A 16779-nucleotide genomic window follows, 5' to 3' on the forward strand; every position below is an offset into this window, starting at 1 on the left:
TGGCGAAGAGGGGGATGCGATGCGTAAAACGGAACTGTTGGCTTTTTTGCAAAATCAGACCGATTTTTTCGATCCGGATAACCTGAGCGAAGTCTTTACCGCCAGCTGGCTGGCCCGGTGTTTCGCGATGCAAAGAAATACCGCCAGCCATTATCTCAATCAGCTGGTCGCTCAGGACGTGCTGGTGAAAATCAACACCCGGCCGGTCTATTTTCTGCATAAAAAAGCCTTTTGCCAGCAGTTCTACCCGCTTTCCCGCAGTGAGTATGCCAGCATGGCGGAGTTACTCGCGGAGAGCGACCGCCAGCCGGAGCAGGCGGACCATTTTTCGTTGCTGACCGGGCATGACGGCAGCCTGCGTAAACCGATTGAGCAGATGAAAACCGCGCTGTTTTATCCTAACGGCGGGCTACCGCTGCTTATTACCGGCGACAGCGGGACCGGCAAAAGCTATATGGCTGAGCTGATGCATGAGTTCGCCATCGCCCAGGGGCTGCTGGCGCCCGATGCCCCCTTTGTGAGCTTTAACTGCGCGCAGTATGCGAGTAATCCGGAGCTGCTGGCCGCCAACCTGTTTGGCTACGTCAAAGGCGCGTTTACCGGTGCGCAGAGCGATAAAGCGGGGGCGTTTGAGGCGGCAAACGGCGGGATGCTGTTTCTCGATGAGGTCCATCGCCTGGATGCTCAGGGACAGGAGAAGCTGTTCACCTGGCTGGATCGTAAGGAGATCTACCGGGTGGGGGAGACCGCGCAAGGCTTGCCGATTTCGCTGCGGTTGGTGTTTGCCACCACCGAAGATATTCACAGCACTTTTCTCACCACCTTCCTGCGCCGAATTCCGATCCTGGTTAGCTTGCCCGATCTTCAACACCGTAGCCGCGAGGAGAAGGAGGCGCTAACGCTACAGTTTTTCTGGCAGGAGGCGCGCACGCTTGCCGCCCGGCTGCAACTAACGCCGCGACTGTTGCAGGTCCTGACGCAGTATGTTTATCGGGGCAACGTCGGCGAGCTGAAGAATGTGGTGAAGTACGCCGTGGCGTCAGCCTGGGCCAGGTCTCCGGGCCGCGAAATGTTGACCGTGACGCTGCACGATCTGCCGGAGAATGTCATGGCCGCGACGCCAGCGCTCAGCGAAGCGATGGGCCAGCAGGAGCCGCTGCTGATCGAGCCGCAGACCAGCCTGGTCTGGCTGCTGCGTGCGCGCGACCCGGTACAGGGGCTGATCTATGACGTTCAGTGTCGGGTTCTGGCGCAGTATGAAGCGGTGCTGAATAAAAAAACGGTCTGGGAAGAGGCGCAAAGGAGCATGGGGGAAGAGATTGAAACCCTCTTCGATCGGCTGATCTTTGATAATCATGACTCCAGTAGCTCGCAGATGCTGCTGCTGATCGCTCATCAGGTTCGGGAGGAGTATTATCGCCTGGAAAAGCGCTTCAATATCCAGTTTAACGGCAACTGCCTCTACGCGCTGAGCCACTACCTGATCCACCGATCCCGACAGCCGCAGTCCACGATAAACAATGAAAAAGCCCGCCAGCTGGAGGACTTCCTGGTACAGAAGTTTCCGCTGCTGTATCGCTTTTGCGAAGCGATCCTCGGTGCGTTGACGCTGAAGCTGGATATTGAACCCCAGCGTATCGACCTGCTGCTGTTAGTGCTGTGGTTCCACAAGAATGGCGCCATCAGCCAGCAGCAGGTGACCCGGGCGATAATTCTCGCTCACGGTTACGCTACCGCCAGCAGCATCGCCAACGTGGCGAACCGCTTGCTGAAAAGCCAGCTCTTTGAGTCATTCGATATGCCGCTGGACGTGACGCCGGAGGCTATCGCTAACCAGGTGATGGCCTACATAGAGAGCCATGCTCTGGCATCAGGATTGATAATCCTGGTCGACATGGGATCGCTGAACGCCATTCACCGCCATTTTAATCGTCGCCTGAGTACGCCGATGGCGATCATCAACAATGTCTCCACCGGTATGGCGATGTACGTCGGGGAGCGCATTTTGCAGGGCGTTATGCTGGAAGATATCGTCCGCGAGATCGGCGATGACCTTGCGGTTGAGCACCAGCTCTATTACCCGCAAACCGATAAGCCGCGGGCGATTTTAACCACCTGCGCGACCGGTCTGGGCGCGGCGGCGAATCTGTCGGCGCTGTTAAAAGCCAGCATTCCTGAAGCGCTTGGCATTGATATTGTGGCCTGCGATGTGGAGACCCTTGCCGATCCCGCGCGACGGGAGCCGATGCTAAGCCGCTATGAGGTGCTGGCGATCGTCGGCACCCTGGATCCGCATCTTGCCGATCTACCCTGGATCTCGCTGGATTCGCTGATCTCTGGCGAAGGGAGTCGTCCGCTGATGCGCATTTTTGGCGAACTGGCGACGGCGGAGCAGGTCAGCGAGATCAACAACCTGATCCTGAAAAACTTTTCGCTGCGCCGGGTGATCGAGTCGGTGACGATCCTCGATACGGCTAAGGTGATCAACCAGGTTGAGCAGTTTTTGCTGCGCTATGAGCATCTGGCCGGGCGCGATGTACCTAACGATCGTAAGGTCGCGCTGTATGTGCATATAAGCTGTTTGATAGAGCGATTAATTCGTCACGCTTCCCCAGCCCAATACACTGGAGGGCAGTGTCCGGATCGCGAGCTGGCTACGCTACGCGAGGCCTTTAGTGTCATAGAGAGCGGGTATAGTGTCAAAATTCCCGTTGTAGAGCTCTGCTACATTCACGATATCCTGACGCGGGAAACGGAATTTATTCAGGAAGATCAAGACTTTTAACACATCTCTTCTTTTTTATCCTTACGTTAGCCGACGCGCCACTGTTTCTGGCACGTCGGTTGCAATTAAGAAAGCAGTGGAATGCGCTTTCGAGGTAAGGATGAAACGACACTATATTTTTGCCAGCCATGGCAGCTTTGCTAACGGTTTGTTGAACTCCGTGGAACTGATCCTCGGTAAACAACCCGATATACATACCTTGTGTGCCTACGTGGAAGAAGAGGTCGATCTGACGCAGCAGGTGGAAGCGCTAGTGGCGCGTTTCCCGGCGCAGGATGAGCTGATCGTAATTACGGATATTTTTGCCGGTAGCGTGAATAACGAGTTTGTTCGTTTTTTATCTCGCCCACATTTCCATTTATTATCCGGTTTAAATCTGCCGTTAATTATTGACTTGCTGATTTCCGCAGCGGAAGACAATACCGAAAAATTAATTACCGAGGCATTAACAAACGCCAAAGAGAGCATTCAGTACTGCAATCAAACGATTGCCAGCGCGATGACTATGGATAAAGACTTCTGAAATGAGGAAGCATGATGATTACATTATTAAGGGTAGACCATCGATTACTTCACGGCCAGGTGGCCTTTTCCTGGACCCAATATGTCGGCGCCGATTGTATTTTAATCGCCAACGATAGCGTCCCTGGCGATGAGCTGCGGAAAACCACCATTAAGCTTGCCAAACCGCCCTCGGTGAAGCTGGTGATTAAAAATATAAATGATTCTATTGAGGCAATAAAAAGCGGGGTTACCGATAAATATAATTTATTTATTGTTGTGGAGTCGGTTAATGACGCCTGGCGTATTGCCAGCGCCATCGACGAAATAAAAAGCATAAATCTTGGCGGAATAAAGGCTAAAGAGGGCAGTAAAAATATCTCTAAGGCGATTAATTTACTGCCGACAGAAATAGAACAGCTACAACAACTGGTGGGCAAGGGCGTCGAAGTGGAGATTCGCCAGGTCCCGAACGATCGCAAACAGCTTTTTGCGGAATGCGTGTAATTCCGGAGGACAGATTATGGTAGAGGCTCTCTTACTGGGTCTGGTGGCGTTTATCGCGCAATCGGAATATGCCTTAGGGACGTCGCTAATTTCACGGCCTATCGTCACCGGGCTGCTGACCGGGCTGGTGCTGGGGGATGTACAGACCGGCGTCATTATGGGCGCGACGCTGGAGCTGGCGTTTATCGGCTCTTTCTCCGTTGGCGCCTCGATCCCGCCCGACGTCGTGACCGGCGGTATTCTCGGCGTGGCGTTCGCCATTACCTCTGGCGCAGGCACAGAAACGGCGTTGTTGCTTGGCCTGCCTATCGCCACGCTGACTTTGATCCTGAAAAACATCTATCTGGGGATGTTCATTCCAATGCTTAGCCAGAAGGCGGACGGGTATGCGGAACGGGCAGATCTCCGCGGCATTGAGCGGATGCATTTGATTGCCGGATTCGGCCTGTCGCTGATGCTTGCCGCGGTGGTCACCGTCTCATTCCTGGTGGGCAGCAACGCGGTGAAATCCCTGCTCGATACGATCCCGGAATTTATCAAACATGGGCTCAGCGTCGCCACCGGCATCATCCCGGCCCTCGGCTTCGCGATGCTCGCCAGGCTGCTGATTAACAAGAAAGTGGCGCCGTATTTTTTCCTCGGTTTTGTGCTGATGGCCTATTTGAAAATCCCGGTGACCGGTATCGCCATTCTCGGCGCCATCGTGGCGGTAGTCATGGTTAACGTCACCGCGTTGAATTCACCTCGTATCACGACAGAACAAGGAGTCAGCGATGACGACGAAGATGATTTCTGAAGAGACCCTGCAGCCGCAGGCGCAGGAAGAAACCCGGATTACGCCGCGCGATTTACGCCGGGTGTTCTGGCGCTCTTTCCAGATGGAGTTCTCGTGGAACTATGAGCGGCAGATGAATCTCGCCTTTGTTTACGCGTTGATCCCGGTGCTGAAGAAGCTCTATCCGCGCAGAGAGGAGCTGGCCGCAGCGCTGAAGCGGCATCTGGTTTTTTTCAATACCACGCCGCATATCGTCACCCTGCTGCTGGGGATCACCACGGCGATGGAAGAGAAAAACAGTCAGCAGAAAAACATGGATGCCACTGCGATTGATAACGTCAAAGCCTCACTGATGGGACCGTTAGCCGGGCTGGGTGACTCTTTCTTCTGGGGGACGCTGCGCCTCATCGCCACCGGGATCGGCACCAGCCTGGCGCTGAAGGGCAACATCCTCGGGCCGATCCTGTTTCTGCTGGTGTTTAACGTGCCGCACATTCTGGTGCGCTGGTGTTTTACCCGCTGGGGCTACGTACTGGGCACCGGGGTCCTGCAGCGGATCCAGAAGAGCGGAATGATGGCGAGCCTGACCTACGGGGCGTCGATTATCGGTCTGATGGTAGTCGGGGCGATGACCGCTTCAATGATCGATATCACCATTCCTCTCTCCTTCGGCGCCGGGGAGGCCAAAACCCAGGTACAGGACATTATCAACGACATTCTGCCCTGCATGCTGCCGTTGGTGAGTTTTGGCATCGTCTACTGGCTACTGGGACGGAAAGTTAAACCGCTCTCAATTATAGGCGGCATGGCGCTGGTGGGCATTCTGGGTTCGTGGATCGGATTGTTTTAACGGGAGTGAGCTATGCGACCAACAATGATGACATATATCAGTGAAGAGCCAGCCTGCCTGGCGCAGATCCTGCGCGACTACCGACAAAAGCTAGCGCCGATTGAAACCTTCGCCCGCCAGCACCCGGTACGGCGGATATTATTGCTCGCGACCGGATCGTCGCTGAATGCCGCGCTGTGCGCGCGCTATTTCTTTGAGCAACGCTTCGGTGTGCTGCTTGACATTAAAGAGCCGTACAACTTCACCCATTACGACGCGATCGACCCGCATGCCGATCTGGTGGTGGCGATTTCACAGAGCGGAAAAAGCGCGTCGACGCTGGAGGCGATGCGTAAGGTACAGGCTTCCGGCAAGTCGGTTTTCGCCATGACCTCAGATCCGCAAAGCCCGATAGGAGGCGCTAGCGATGGCGTTCTGGATATTAATACCGGGATCGAGAGCGTAGGGTTTGTGACCCGCGGCTTTAGCGCGACGGTGCTCAACCTGTTGCTGATAGCGCTGATCATTGCTCGTAAGCAGGAGAAAGCCAGCGAGGTCGAGGAGCAGCACTATCTCGCTGAATTGCAGCGGCTGGTAGCGGCGATCCCGGAGGTTATCGTCCGCACCTCGCGCTTTATTGACCGCCATAGCGAAACGCTGCGCAGCGGCGAGCGCTTTGTCGCCACCGGCTACGGCGCGCTGGTTGGCGTGGCGAAGGAGTTCGAAACCAAATTTACCGAGACGGTGCGCGTGCCTTCCAGCGGCTTTGAGCTGGAAGCCTATATGCATGGCCCCTATCTGGAAGCCAATGCCCGCCATGTGATGCTGTTTATTGAAGATACGCCGGACGCGCGAACCCGGGCGCTGCGCGACTATCTGGCGCCGTCCATTGGCCGGGCCTTTACCCTGACGCTGGGTGACGAAGAGGATGCTCAAACGCTGGCGCTAAACTGTCCGTGCGAGCATCACCTGGCGCCTCTGCTGCTGATTGTCCCAGTGCAGATGCTCGCCTGGCATACCGCAGGACTGAAAGGCATCGATCTGGCTAAACGTATTTTCGACGATTTTGACCGCGTCTTAAAAAGTAAAATCTGAATATTCAGGAGAAAACTATGTTGGGTTTTAATCAGGACGAGTACCTGACCAGTGCTCGCGAGATCATCGCTGCGCGTAAACAGGCTGAAACCGTAGCCGACGATATTTATGACAGCGGCTGTAGCGCATTATTTTTTGCTTCGGTAGGTGGTTCCCTGGCGCCGATGATGGCAATTAATGAATTTGCCAAGGAATTAACCAGCGTGCCGGTATATCTTGAACAGGCCGCGGAGTTAATCCATCGCGGACATAAAAAATTAAATAAAGATGCGGTTGTCGTTACGTTATCTAAATCCGGCGATACCAAAGAGTCGGTCGCCATTGCCGAATGGTGCAAGGCACAGGGGATCCGCGTGGTAGCTATTACTCGTCACGCCGACTCGCCATTGGCTGCCGCCGCCAGCTGGCATATTCCGATGTGCCACAAAAATGGCGTGGAATATGAATATATGCTGCTGTACTGGTTATTCTTCCGCGTCATTTTTCGTCACGGCGAGTTTGCTGATTATGCGCGATTTGCCAGCCAGCTCGAGTTACTGCCGGAAAATCTCCTGCAGGCGAAACGCCAGTTCGATCCCCGAGCGGATAGCATTGCCGCGCAATACCATGACTGCGACTATATGATGTGGATTGGCGGCGCGGAAATGTGGGGCGAGGTCTATCTGTTCTCAATGTGTATTCTCGAAGAGATGCAGTGGAAGCGGACGAAGTCGGTGAGCTCCGCTGAATTTTTCCACGGCACCCTGGAGCTGCTGGAAAAAGAGGTTCCGCTGTTTCTGGTGAAAGGCGAGGGGAGATGCCGGGCGCTGGACGAACGCGTCGAGCGTTTTGCCGAAAAAATAACTGAGCATCTGGTGGTTATCGACCCGCGCGACTATCCGCTGAACGGCATTGATGACGCGTTCCGCTGGATTATGGCGCCGTGCGTGGTGTCCACCCTGCTGGTGGACCGGCTGGCGGCCCACTTTGAACACCATACCGGCCACGACCTCAATATCCGCCGTTACTACCGGCAGTTTGATTACTAAGCCGTGTTGATGGCGGCCAGCCGGGCTGGCCGCCATGCTATTCTCCGAGGCGCTTCCCAGAAAATTGTCGTCAAACCCAACCGGGTAAAAACCGATGATAGAGTCCGGCTTACCTTCTCTTTCAGGCAAGCGGATGGCCATGAAAAAACGGATGACCTCGACGCCGCACGATGCGGTCTTTAAGCGATTTCTTCGTCACCCGGAGACAGCGACTGATTTCCTCACCCTCTACCTTCCCGAAGCGATCCTTCAGCGGTGCGATTTCTCTACCCTGAGGCTGCAATCGGCGAGCTTTATTGATGAGGATCTGCGCGCCTGGTATTCAGATGTCCTCTGGTCGGTGCAGACCACCTGCGGCACGGGGTATGTTTACGTGGTGATAGAGCACCAGAGCTCACCGGATAGCCATATGGCCTTTCGCCTGATGCGCTATGCGATTGCCGCAATGCAGCGCCACCTGGATGCCGGGCACAAAACGCTGCCGCTGGTGGTGCCGATGCTTTTTTATCACGGTGCAACCAGTCCGTATCCTTTTTCCCTCAACTGGCTGGATGAATTTGCCGACCCGCAGCTGGCGAAGACGCTGTATGGCTGTCCGTTTCCATTGATCGACGTGACGGTGATGCCGGACGATGACATCGTGCAACATCGGCGAGTCGCCTTGCTGGAGCTGATGCAAAAACATATTCGCCAGCGCGATCTCAGCGGCATAACGGAGTCGTTGGCGGCCGTTGTGATGCTGGGATACACTAACCGTCGGCAGTTGAGAATGCTGTTTCACTATATGCTGCAGTACGGTAATACGGCCGAGCCGGGCGTGTTTCTCCGCCGGCTGGCCCGCCGTCTGCCACAGTATGAGGAGACATTGATGTCTATCGCGCAAAAGCTTAAGCAGGAAGGTCGGCAACAAGGCCGACTGGAAGGCCGGGAAGAAGGGCACCTGGAGGGCTTGCAGGAAGGCAGCCGACGCGAGGCGCTGCGCATTGCCGGCAGTATGTTACAGAATGGCCTCGACAAAGAGATGGTACAGAAGATCACCGGACTGTCGGCTGATGAACTACAGCCGCTGTGTGGTTAACGTCCTGCCACGACAACCGCTGCCCGGCGCGAAAATTCGCCGGGCAGGATTGCGTTAGCCTTCGCTTTTCACCACTTTGATCTCCACCATGCCGATCCCCAACTGACGCGGGGAGTGGCCGAGGATATTGCCCTCGTTAGTGGTTTGCGGGTCCGGCGGGGTGATGATCAGCGTGTTGCTGCGCGTTGGGTTGTCAAAATGCAGCGTCGTGGTAGTCACGTCATTATCCAGAGTGAGCACTTGCTCACTTTCTCCAACTCGCACCGGAATCGGCTTATTAGCGTTTGGGCCATAAGCTTTGGCGGTGATCACCAGATCAAATTTCTCCGGCAGCGGCTCTTTATATTCAATCTTCACGTCGCTGCCCAACTGAGCATTGGACCACCGCCCCCACGACTCGGGACGCGAAATACCGCTGAACTGTTTAACCTCTTCCGGGGCGCCAGCGACGTTAAACACGAAGCTGTCGGCCTTATAGCGAATATCGTTGTCGACAATTTTCAGCGTATCGACGTTGCCCTTATAGCGCTCCATATCGATAAGGGTGTCCCTGAAGGCGGTCTTGCCGTGCCACTGCGGCTTATCAACGTGCTGGACCTTCTGCTCACCCCCCAGCTGTCCCTGCGAGACGCACCAGTCGGTGGAGAGCGCCAGCTCAGGCGACCACAGCTGGCCCATTTTATAGCAGCGATCGACCCACACGAAATTATCCCGTGGCGCGAAATCGGCCAGCTGGAAGCGCAGCGGCGCAGAGTATTCACTCTCCGGCAGCGGTTCTACGCGCTGGTCAGATACCCGCAGCAGCAGCGGCAGGCGGAAATGGCTGCCGGAGAAAGCGATCATATTTTTTTGCGAGTCGATGGTGAAATTCTTCATTTCTTTGGGGAAATTCCACAGGCGGATCACGTCAGGCTTCCATGCCAGGACTTTCTCTTTCATATTCATGAAAATACCGGAGAGCGACTGGCCGGAGAGGCTGCTACGCCCGAGGCCGATATAGTTATCGCCGCCGAGAATATCCAGCACCGTCGCGCCGTTATCCATGGTGTTGCGTTTCACCGCCAGGGTCTCCTGCTGCGGTTTATCGCCGCGCAGGACGAAGAACAGATTGCTGCGATCGTGCTTGTTGAGATAATCCCAGGCGCTGTTCTTCATGGCCAGGTGATCGGAAGAGACCACGATGACCGTGTTTTTGAAATAGGGTGAGGCTTTAATCTTTTCTATCAGCGCGGCGATATGTTCCTGACTGCAGCTAACGGCGCTGAAAGAGAGGTTTTTCTTGCCGTCCACATCATAGCGTTTACGCTCGCAGGTGCGTGAGATAAAACCGTCGGGATGGTGGGTATCCACCGTCAGGGCGAAGAGCGAGAAGCGTTTCCCGGACTGCGACAGCTCTTCGAATTTTTTCCAGGTCTCGTCGAGCACAGTGTCGTCATAGAAGCCCCAGTCGTTGCGGTAGGTAGGATCCGCCACCGTAGTTTTTAGCTCTTCCGCCCCGTACAGATGATCGAAGCCGTGGGATTTAAGAAACACGTCTTTGCCGGCAAAGCGCAGGTTAGCCCCCTGCACAAAGTAATTCTCGTAACCGGAGTTCTTCAGAATATCGCCAAGGCAAATATTCTGTGGAAAGAAGCTGGAGACTGAGGCTGAGGCATTACCTTCGAACGGCGCGAACAGCGGAATGCCGCACTGTGAGGCGACCATGCCGGCGATAGTGTAATCGGTCCCCGGCAGCTGCATGGTATTGCTGAAATCAATGGCCTCATCTTTAATTCTGCCAAGCTCAGGGGTGAGGTTGGGGAAGGCGTCGTTATCAAAATAGGTGCGCTCGAGACTTTCGCCATAGATATAGACCAGGTTCAGCTGCGGATTGTCGATTTGCTTCGACGGCTCTTTATAGTACGCGGCAAAGTCTGGATCGCCCTCGCGTGACTGGGATTTCACCAGCTCGCTGATCTGATGGAAGGCCGGGCTGGCATCAACGGAGGCCAGCGCCAGCAGTAGCGCCGCCAGGCTGTAACCGACGTGATGAGGATGATGCCGACGGCGGCGCAGCACCCAGCCGAGGGCGCCAAAGACGGCGACCAGTGCGACGGCCACGCCGACCCCCGGCAGTATATATTTGCCGATCCCGGCGCCGGTCAGGCTGTTGGTCAGAGTGTAGAGTACCGCGTCGTTGATGCCGTCGCCGGTGAAGTAGTCACTGGCGTAGAGGGTGATATTCAGCACCACGAACAGGCCTAACACCGTGAGCGTGGCGGCAAACCACCAGGTGTTACGACCCGCTTTCCAGGCATACAGCACCACCGAAGCTAAAAATAAGGCGATGGATAACAACTCTGACACAGCTCATCCTCATTAATGCCAGTTATCGGCTGGCAGAACAGATTACTTTTCAAGCCCCACTGTAATTGCAGCGCCATCTTGCTGCAATTCTAGCGTCATGAAAGTGTGCAGTTATTCAGAATTGGTTTAGAAGTTGCCTTTTTTGATCGGCATCGCATCGGGTGAAATGGGAAAACGGAACAGGAAAACTGCAAAAAAAAGCGTTTCAGGCCGCGGCGCCGCCGCGAAGGCAACAAATGCGGCCTTGTCAGTCAGGATCAGGAGAGGAAATTAACACCCTGTTTTAAGACCAGATCGCAGGCTTTGGTTTTTACCTGTTTCGCCAGCGAGCTATTGCCGAGCGTATTCAGGTCCAACTGCTGGCCGTTTTTGCTGTTGAGCAGCCCCTGCAGGCCATCCAGATAGCTGGTGTCCTGTTTTTGTTTTTCCGGCGTGCTAAGCCCCAGTTTATCCAGCACCTGATTTTTGACGTTATCGGCGCTGGTCACGGAGGCCAGCTTCTGTTTCGCGCAATATGACAGGATCCCGGCCGCATTATTCATGCTGCTGGCGGTCAGGGATTGGCTGCTGCCGTTAAGCAGGCTGGTTAGCGAGGAGACGGACATGCCGCCGCTGGCCTGGGCGTTACTGCCGCTGAGCTGGCTGGCAGCGCTGTTAAGGGAATCCTGCCAGGAGGCGGCGTGGGCGCCAGAGAGGGTAAACGCGCTAACGGCAAGCGCGGCAATAACGCTATTTTTAAACGATTTCATAGACGGACTCATAAGCGTGACTGAATAATCGCTTTAGTATAACGCCGTCGTCGCCCGGAAATCTCTTAATACTCCTTGCCTGTAACGCGGTGCCGGTAACTTTCCCAATTGAAGATAACCCACAGGCTGTTGCCGAGCCGCATACGGTCCATCACCCGCTCGCCGAGCAGTTTGTTCATCTCTTCCATATTGCTGTTGGTGAGCATCCCGGTAGGTCGTTTGGAGGATGAGCGCCGGTCAACTATCTGATTGATAATGACCTTTTCATAGCGAGACTCCGTCTGCATCCCAATTTCATCGATCACCAGCAGGTCGACCATGCTGAGGTCGTTAAGCAACTGTTCTTCGCTCGTTTCCCGGTTGCCGAAGGTATCTTTCATCGCCGACATAATATCGGCCACGGTGATGATTAAGACCGACTTCCCGCGCAGCAGCAGCTCGTTGCAAATGGCTGCCGCCAGGTGGTTTTTGCCAGTGCCCGGTTTACCGGAGAAGATAAAGCTGGCGATATTGCCATCGAACTCTTCCACGTACTGGCGCGCCCGGGCGAGCGCATTCATCTGCCCCTCGCACTCGACGCGATAGTTATCAAAGGAGCAGTTCTGATGCAGCGGGCGGATCCCCGAGCGGTTGAAGGTGCGCTGCATTTTCATCGCGCGATTCTCTCGCTCCAGCGCTTCGGAACGCAGCCGGCCTTGCTCTTTTTGCCAGGCCAGCAGCTCTTCGCCGGTTTTAAACGCCGGTTCAATATGTGCCGGCATCATTTTCTGCAGGCGTTTCATCAGGTCGCCAACGTTTTTCATGCTCATCCTCGGAAACCTCGCGGAATATGGCTGTCGGGTTCGCTAACGCTGTTCACATCGCGCTTCGGCTGTCCGCCGTTGCTGGCGCGGCTGATTTGCACGCTACGCGCCAGCTTCTGCTGCCACTGCACGTGGTGAAAGACTTTACCTTCCGCCTGCCAGTAAGCGACGAAAGCGGCCAGCTCTTCGGGGGTAACCGGCTGGCTCAGGGCAATGCCCCACAGCGCGGCCAGGCGCTGAAAATCGGCGTCAGGCTGCCATCCGGCGTACATAGCAAATTTGCCCATCGGCACCGCAACCGGCGCCGCGGCGGGCTCCTCGAAAAACTGCGGGTCAAGCGCGATGTCGCTGCCGGGGCGCGCCAGCCTGGCTTCCAGCTCCAGCAGTTGCGCCAGCCGCGCTGGCGTCAGCGCATAGAATGCCGGCGCGTTATTGGCAAAAACGGCAACGGTGCCGTCAGTCGATTTTGCCAGCAGCGCCGCGTGCTGCTGGAGGAACTCTTCCAGGCCGCTAAAATGGGAGGTTAAAATTCGCGAAGACATAACTCTATCTCAACTCTGAACTGCAAAGAGTGGGGTGATCTGCACATAGTAGCACAGAGGCCATCGCGGAAGGAGCGTCGCGGATTAACCGCGACGTCGGGGTTAGACGCGAGGACGCTTACGATACAGCCACAGGCCGGGTATCGACAGGCCAATCGAAAGGGCGCCCACAATCGAAGAGGCCTTTAAAAAATTGCTCAGCAGCAAAATCATCATCTCTTCCGAATAACCAAAATGACTGATTTTTACCGCGGAAATCATCGCCGTGTAGGCTGAGATGCCAGGAAACATCGGGATCACGGCGGCGACGGTAAAAATCTTCGGATGCGCCAGATACCAGCGCGACCATTGAATGCCAATGCTGCCCACCAGCAGAGCGGCGAGAAAGGTGGCCCATTCAATGTTAAAACCGGCGCTCATCATGATCATACGCGAGCCATGGCCAATCGCCCCCAGCAGCGCGCACCAGCGCAGAGCGCGCTGAGGGACATTAAAGACCATCGCAAACCCGACGGCGGGGATCGCCGCCAGCAGCATGTCTTCCGCCAGCGCAAAAATAAATGAGATTATGCCCATCCGCGCAGCCCCCATACGGTCATGGCCATCACCACGCCAATGCAGGTGGCGAGGGTTAGCAGGCTGGCAATCGCCCAGCGGGCGAGTCCGGTATTGATATGCCCTTTAAACATATCGGCGACGGCATTGATTAATGGAAAACCCGGGACCAGCAGCAGAACGCTGGCGGCCATGGCAATGGTCGGCGTGCTGGCAAACGCCGGGAGGCGCAGCAGCAGCCCGGAGATGGTGGTGGCGACAAAGGCGGTGATGCAGAAGTTGATCTGCGGATGCATGGAGCGATGGGTCAGCATCTGGCGAATGTACATGGCTACCGTGCTGGCGCAGAAGCTGACCAGCGCTCCATCCCAACCGCCGTTATTCAGTTTGCAGAAACAGGCGCAGGAAAGACCCACCATCAGCACCAGCAGCCAGCGCGGATAGCGCAGGGGAACGATCTGCGCAAAACGCTTCTCGACGTCGCGATAGTCCAGCAGCTTATGCTCGGCGAGGATCACAATGTGCTGCACTTCCGTCACCACATGCATATTAATGCCGCGATCGACATTTTTGCGCGTAGAGGTAAGACATTCGCCATTTTTAATGGTGGTCAGGACGATGGCATTCGAAGAGATGGCGCTTTCAACGCTGTCCATCCCCAACGCCAGCCCGAGACGTGTTGACAGTTCCTCCACCAGCGCACTCTCGGCGCCGTGCTGTAACAGAAAAAGACCACACTGGATGCATAAACGTGTGATTGCCCGCTGCTGTGTCCGATCAACCTGCATACTTCCTCTATTGTTCACGACGCCTGGTATCTGCCGATACTTTAACCTGAAGCGCAGTGGCGGCTGAGGGGGGTGGGATCAAATAATGTGCAAAAATTCCCAGTCTGCGGGGCGGCAGAATTTGAAGCATCCCACACTTTTGCCAGTTTGGTGAAAAGTGCAATTTTTGTCGCCATTCATCCCTTCTTTTTCCCCACTGACTTATCAAAAATGCAGAAAAGCACTTTTATTAAACAAAAATTATACAAATAATTAACCCTGCAAGAGTGAGACATCCCTATGAAGACACAGGTCGCGATTATTGGCGCGGGCCCCTCCGGGCTGCTGCTGGGGCAGTTGCTGCACAACGCCGGGATCCATACCGTGATCCTTGAGCGTCAAACGCCGCAGTATGTGCTGGGGCGCATCCGCGCGGGAATTCTGGAAAGCGGTACCGTTGATCTGCTGCGCGAAGCGGGCGTGGCGCAGCGGATGGATGCCGAAGGCCTGGTGCATCATGGGGTGGAGTTTCTGTTTGACGGCCAGCGGGTGCCCGTCGCACTGAGCGAGCTAACCGACGGTAAGAGCGTAATGGTTTATGGCCAGACCGAAGTCACCCGCGATCTGATGGCTGCCCGGGCCGCCAGCGGCGCGCCGATCGTCTATGGCGTGAGCGAGGTGGCTATCCATGACGCCAAAAGCGACCGGCCGACGATCACCTACCTCAGCGAAGGGGAAACCTGCCGTCTGGAGTGCGATTTTATTGCCGGTTGCGACGGTTTCCACGGCGTATCGCGGCAAAGTATTCCAGCTGGCATTTTGCAGACCTACGAGAGCGTGTGGCCGTTTGGCTGGCTAGGCCTGCTGGCGGATACGCCGCCGGTCAATCCGGAGCTTATTTATGCGCACCATCAGCGGGGGTTTGTATTGTGCAGTCAACGCTCACTGACTCGCAGCCGCTATTATCTGCAGGTTCCGCTGAGCGATAAGGTTGAAGCATGGTCGGACGAGCGCTTCTGGCAGGAGCTGAAAAGCCGCTTGCCGGAGGAGCTGGCATCCAGGTTAGTGACTGGTCACGCACTTGAGAAGAGCATTGCCCCCCTGCGTAGCTTCGTCGTGGAGCCGATGCAATATGGGCGGTTGTTCCTGGTGGGGGATGCGGCGCATATCGTTCCGCCAACCGGGGCGAAAGGATTAAATCTGGCGGCATCGGACGTGAACTATCTGTGGCGGATTCTGCGCGAATACTACCATCGTGGCCGCAGCGATCTGCTGGCGGCCTACTCGCAACTGGCGCTGGATCGGGTCTGGAAAGGGGAACGCTTTAGCTGGTTTATGACCCGCCTGCTGCATGATTTTCCGGATCAGAACGCGTTCGACGCTAAAATGCAGGCCGCCGACCGCCGCTACTATCTGGGCTCGCGCGCCGGGCTGACCACCATCGCGGAAAACTACGTGGGCTTGCCCATGGAGCGTGTCGCCTGAATTAAGAGGAGTCATCATGCCGTTCGTTCAAACTGTGCCCGTATTTAAGCTGTATGGCGAAGAGTGCGGCTGGCCGACGCCGGACCTGCTGCACTGTGAGTCGATTTTACAGCGCAGCAGCCTGTATCAGTGGCATATTCGCGTCCATCAGCATGCGGAAATGGTCCAGCTTCTCTATCTGCATCAGGGGCGGGCGGAGATCGAAATTGAAGGCGCCACCGCGGTGATGACGGAGTCCTGCATCCAGGTGGTTCCCGCCCTCTGTATTCACGGGTTTAATTTTTCACCCGGGACGCAAGGGTTTGTGCTCTCTCTGGCGCTGCCGCTGCTGAGCCGGTTTGAAAATCAGTTCGGTCGCCCTCTGGATGTGCTTAGCGTGCCGCAGTGTGTGCCGGTGGGCCGTTCTCGCGGGCGCATGCATACGCTGTTTTCAGCGCTTCGCGAGGAGTACTGCGAAGAGCACGATGCGCGAGAAATGATGCTCTATTCGCTGCTGGGGACGCTGTTGGTCTGGCTGAACCGACAGTGCCATCCCGCGTCCCCCGCGGAAGATAAAGCGGAGCGGAAGCGCAGCATGATGCGCCACTTCGCCCGCCTTATCGAGAGCCACTACCGACAGCATCTCCCGTTGGCGGAGTATGCGAAGCTGATTGGACTGTCGGTTACGCACTTAAATTATTTATGTCGTGAGTTTTATGGCTGTAGCGCTCTTGGAGTATTGCATCAGCGGTTGATGCTTGAAGCGCGACGCAATCTGCAGTACACCCGCATGACGATTACACAACTCTCTGATTATTTGGGGTTTAGCGATGCAGCCTATTTTTCGCGTTTTTTCCGTCGCTATAGCGGTATGTCACCCAAAGCATTTAGAGAAACAATTAAAGATAATGCTTCATAATGTTCAGTACTGAAATTATTTTTGCTAAATAATGTT

At 55.6% G+C, this 16779-nt stretch carries 17 protein-coding genes; 11 read left to right on the plus strand and 6 right to left on the minus strand.

Annotated features, from left to right (window positions below):
• Nucleotides 1-19: 19 nt before the first annotated feature.
• The 8 genes from KPHS_06550 (at nt 20) to KPHS_06620 (ending at nt 8598) form a co-directional block, all read left to right on the plus strand.
• On the plus strand, nt 20-2785 hold the full coding sequence (locus KPHS_06550) for a sigma-54 dependent transcriptional regulator (RefSeq protein ID YP_005224955.1): 2766 nt from the start codon (nt 20-22) through the stop codon (nt 2783-2785).
• A gap of 100 nt (nt 2786-2885) precedes the next feature.
• Entirely contained in the window at nt 2886-3308 is a 423-nt protein-coding gene (locus tag KPHS_06560) for a putative PTS permease (protein YP_005224956.1), read from the plus strand.
• 14 nt (nt 3309-3322) lie between these two features.
• The gene (locus KPHS_06570; protein ID YP_005224957.1) at nt 3323-3793 is read left to right on the plus strand and encodes a putative PTS permease; all 471 of its coding nucleotides are present in this window, start codon (nt 3323-3325) and stop codon (nt 3791-3793) included.
• Nucleotides 3794-3809: 16 nt separating this feature from the next.
• On the plus strand, nt 3810-4589 hold the full coding sequence (locus KPHS_06580; RefSeq protein ID YP_005224958.1) for a putative PTS permease: 780 nt from the start codon (nt 3810-3812) through the stop codon (nt 4587-4589).
• The gene (locus KPHS_06590; protein ID YP_005224959.1) at nt 4567-5418 is read left to right on the plus strand and encodes a PTS system mannose/fructose/sorbose transporter subunit IID; all 852 of its coding nucleotides are present in this window, start codon (nt 4567-4569) and stop codon (nt 5416-5418) included. The genes KPHS_06580 and KPHS_06590 overlap by 23 nt, the downstream gene beginning before the upstream one ends.
• 12 nt (nt 5419-5430) lie before the next feature.
• Nucleotides 5431-6492, plus strand: coding sequence for a putative glucosamine-fructose-6-phosphate aminotransferase (locus KPHS_06600; RefSeq protein YP_005224960.1), 1062 nt, complete (start codon nt 5431-5433; stop codon nt 6490-6492).
• Nucleotides 6493-6509: 17 nt separating this feature from the next.
• Entirely contained in the window at nt 6510-7520 is a 1011-nt protein-coding gene (locus KPHS_06610; protein ID YP_005224961.1) for a putative glucosamine-fructose-6-phosphate aminotransferase, read from the plus strand.
• A 133-nt stretch (nt 7521-7653) separates the two neighbouring features.
• The gene (locus KPHS_06620) at nt 7654-8598 is read left to right on the plus strand and encodes a putative cytoplasmic protein (protein YP_005224962.1); all 945 of its coding nucleotides are present in this window, start codon (nt 7654-7656) and stop codon (nt 8596-8598) included.
• Between the two features lie 54 nt (nt 8599-8652).
• Here the strand turns inward: KPHS_06620 and KPHS_06630 are convergent, their stop codons facing one another.
• The 6 genes from KPHS_06630 to KPHS_06680 all read right to left on the minus strand — a co-directional run bounded on the left by KPHS_06630 (nt 8653) and on the right by KPHS_06680 (nt 14381).
• A complete protein-coding gene (locus tag KPHS_06630) occupies nt 8653-10944 on the minus strand; it encodes a phosphoglycerol transferase I (RefSeq protein ID YP_005224963.1) in 2292 nt (763 codons plus the stop codon).
• A gap of 257 nt (nt 10945-11201) precedes the next feature.
• Nucleotides 11202-11693, minus strand: coding sequence for a putative outer membrane protein (locus KPHS_06640; protein ID YP_005224964.1), 492 nt, complete (start codon nt 11691-11693; stop codon nt 11202-11204).
• Nucleotides 11694-11758: 65 nt separating this feature from the next.
• Nucleotides 11759-12496, minus strand: a complete 738-nt coding sequence (locus tag KPHS_06650) for a DNA replication protein DnaC (protein YP_005224965.1) — start codon at nt 12494-12496, stop codon at nt 11759-11761.
• Nucleotides 12497-12498: 2 nt separating this feature from the next.
• Nucleotides 12499-13038 (minus strand): primosomal protein I, encoded by a 540-nt coding sequence (locus KPHS_06660; RefSeq protein YP_005224966.1) that lies wholly within the window; start codon nt 13036-13038, stop codon nt 12499-12501.
• A gap of 102 nt (nt 13039-13140) precedes the next feature.
• Nucleotides 13141-13614: a threonine/serine exporter gene (locus tag KPHS_06670; protein YP_005224967.1), complete on the minus strand. Its 474-nt coding sequence runs from the start codon at nt 13612-13614 to the stop codon at nt 13141-13143.
• Nucleotides 13605-14381 (minus strand): paral putative membrane protein, encoded by a 777-nt coding sequence (locus KPHS_06680; RefSeq protein YP_005224968.1) that lies wholly within the window; start codon nt 14379-14381, stop codon nt 13605-13607. The genes KPHS_06670 and KPHS_06680 overlap by 10 nt, the downstream gene beginning before the upstream one ends.
• A 72-nt stretch (nt 14382-14453) precedes the next feature.
• Here KPHS_06680 and KPHS_06690 point away from each other — a divergent pair, with 72 nt between their 5' ends.
• Genes KPHS_06690 through KPHS_06710 form a run of 3 tightly spaced genes read left to right on the plus strand, consistent with a single transcriptional unit; the run spans nt 14454 to nt 16743 of the window.
• The gene (locus KPHS_06690; RefSeq protein YP_005224969.1) at nt 14454-14633 is read left to right on the plus strand and encodes a hypothetical protein; all 180 of its coding nucleotides are present in this window, start codon (nt 14454-14456) and stop codon (nt 14631-14633) included.
• A 27-nt stretch (nt 14634-14660) separates the two neighbouring features.
• On the plus strand, nt 14661-15845 hold the full coding sequence (locus KPHS_06700; protein YP_005224970.1) for a 4-hydroxybenzoate 3-monooxygenase: 1185 nt from the start codon (nt 14661-14663) through the stop codon (nt 15843-15845).
• 16 nt (nt 15846-15861) lie between these two features.
• The gene (locus KPHS_06710) at nt 15862-16743 is read left to right on the plus strand and encodes a putative AraC-type regulatory protein (protein YP_005224971.1); all 882 of its coding nucleotides are present in this window, start codon (nt 15862-15864) and stop codon (nt 16741-16743) included.
• The last annotated feature ends 36 nt before the right edge of the window (nt 16744-16779 follow it).

The sequence above is a fragment of the Klebsiella pneumoniae subsp. pneumoniae HS11286 genome (assembly GCF_000240185.1).
GTDB classification, from domain to species: domain Bacteria; phylum Pseudomonadota; class Gammaproteobacteria; order Enterobacterales; family Enterobacteriaceae; genus Klebsiella; species Klebsiella pneumoniae.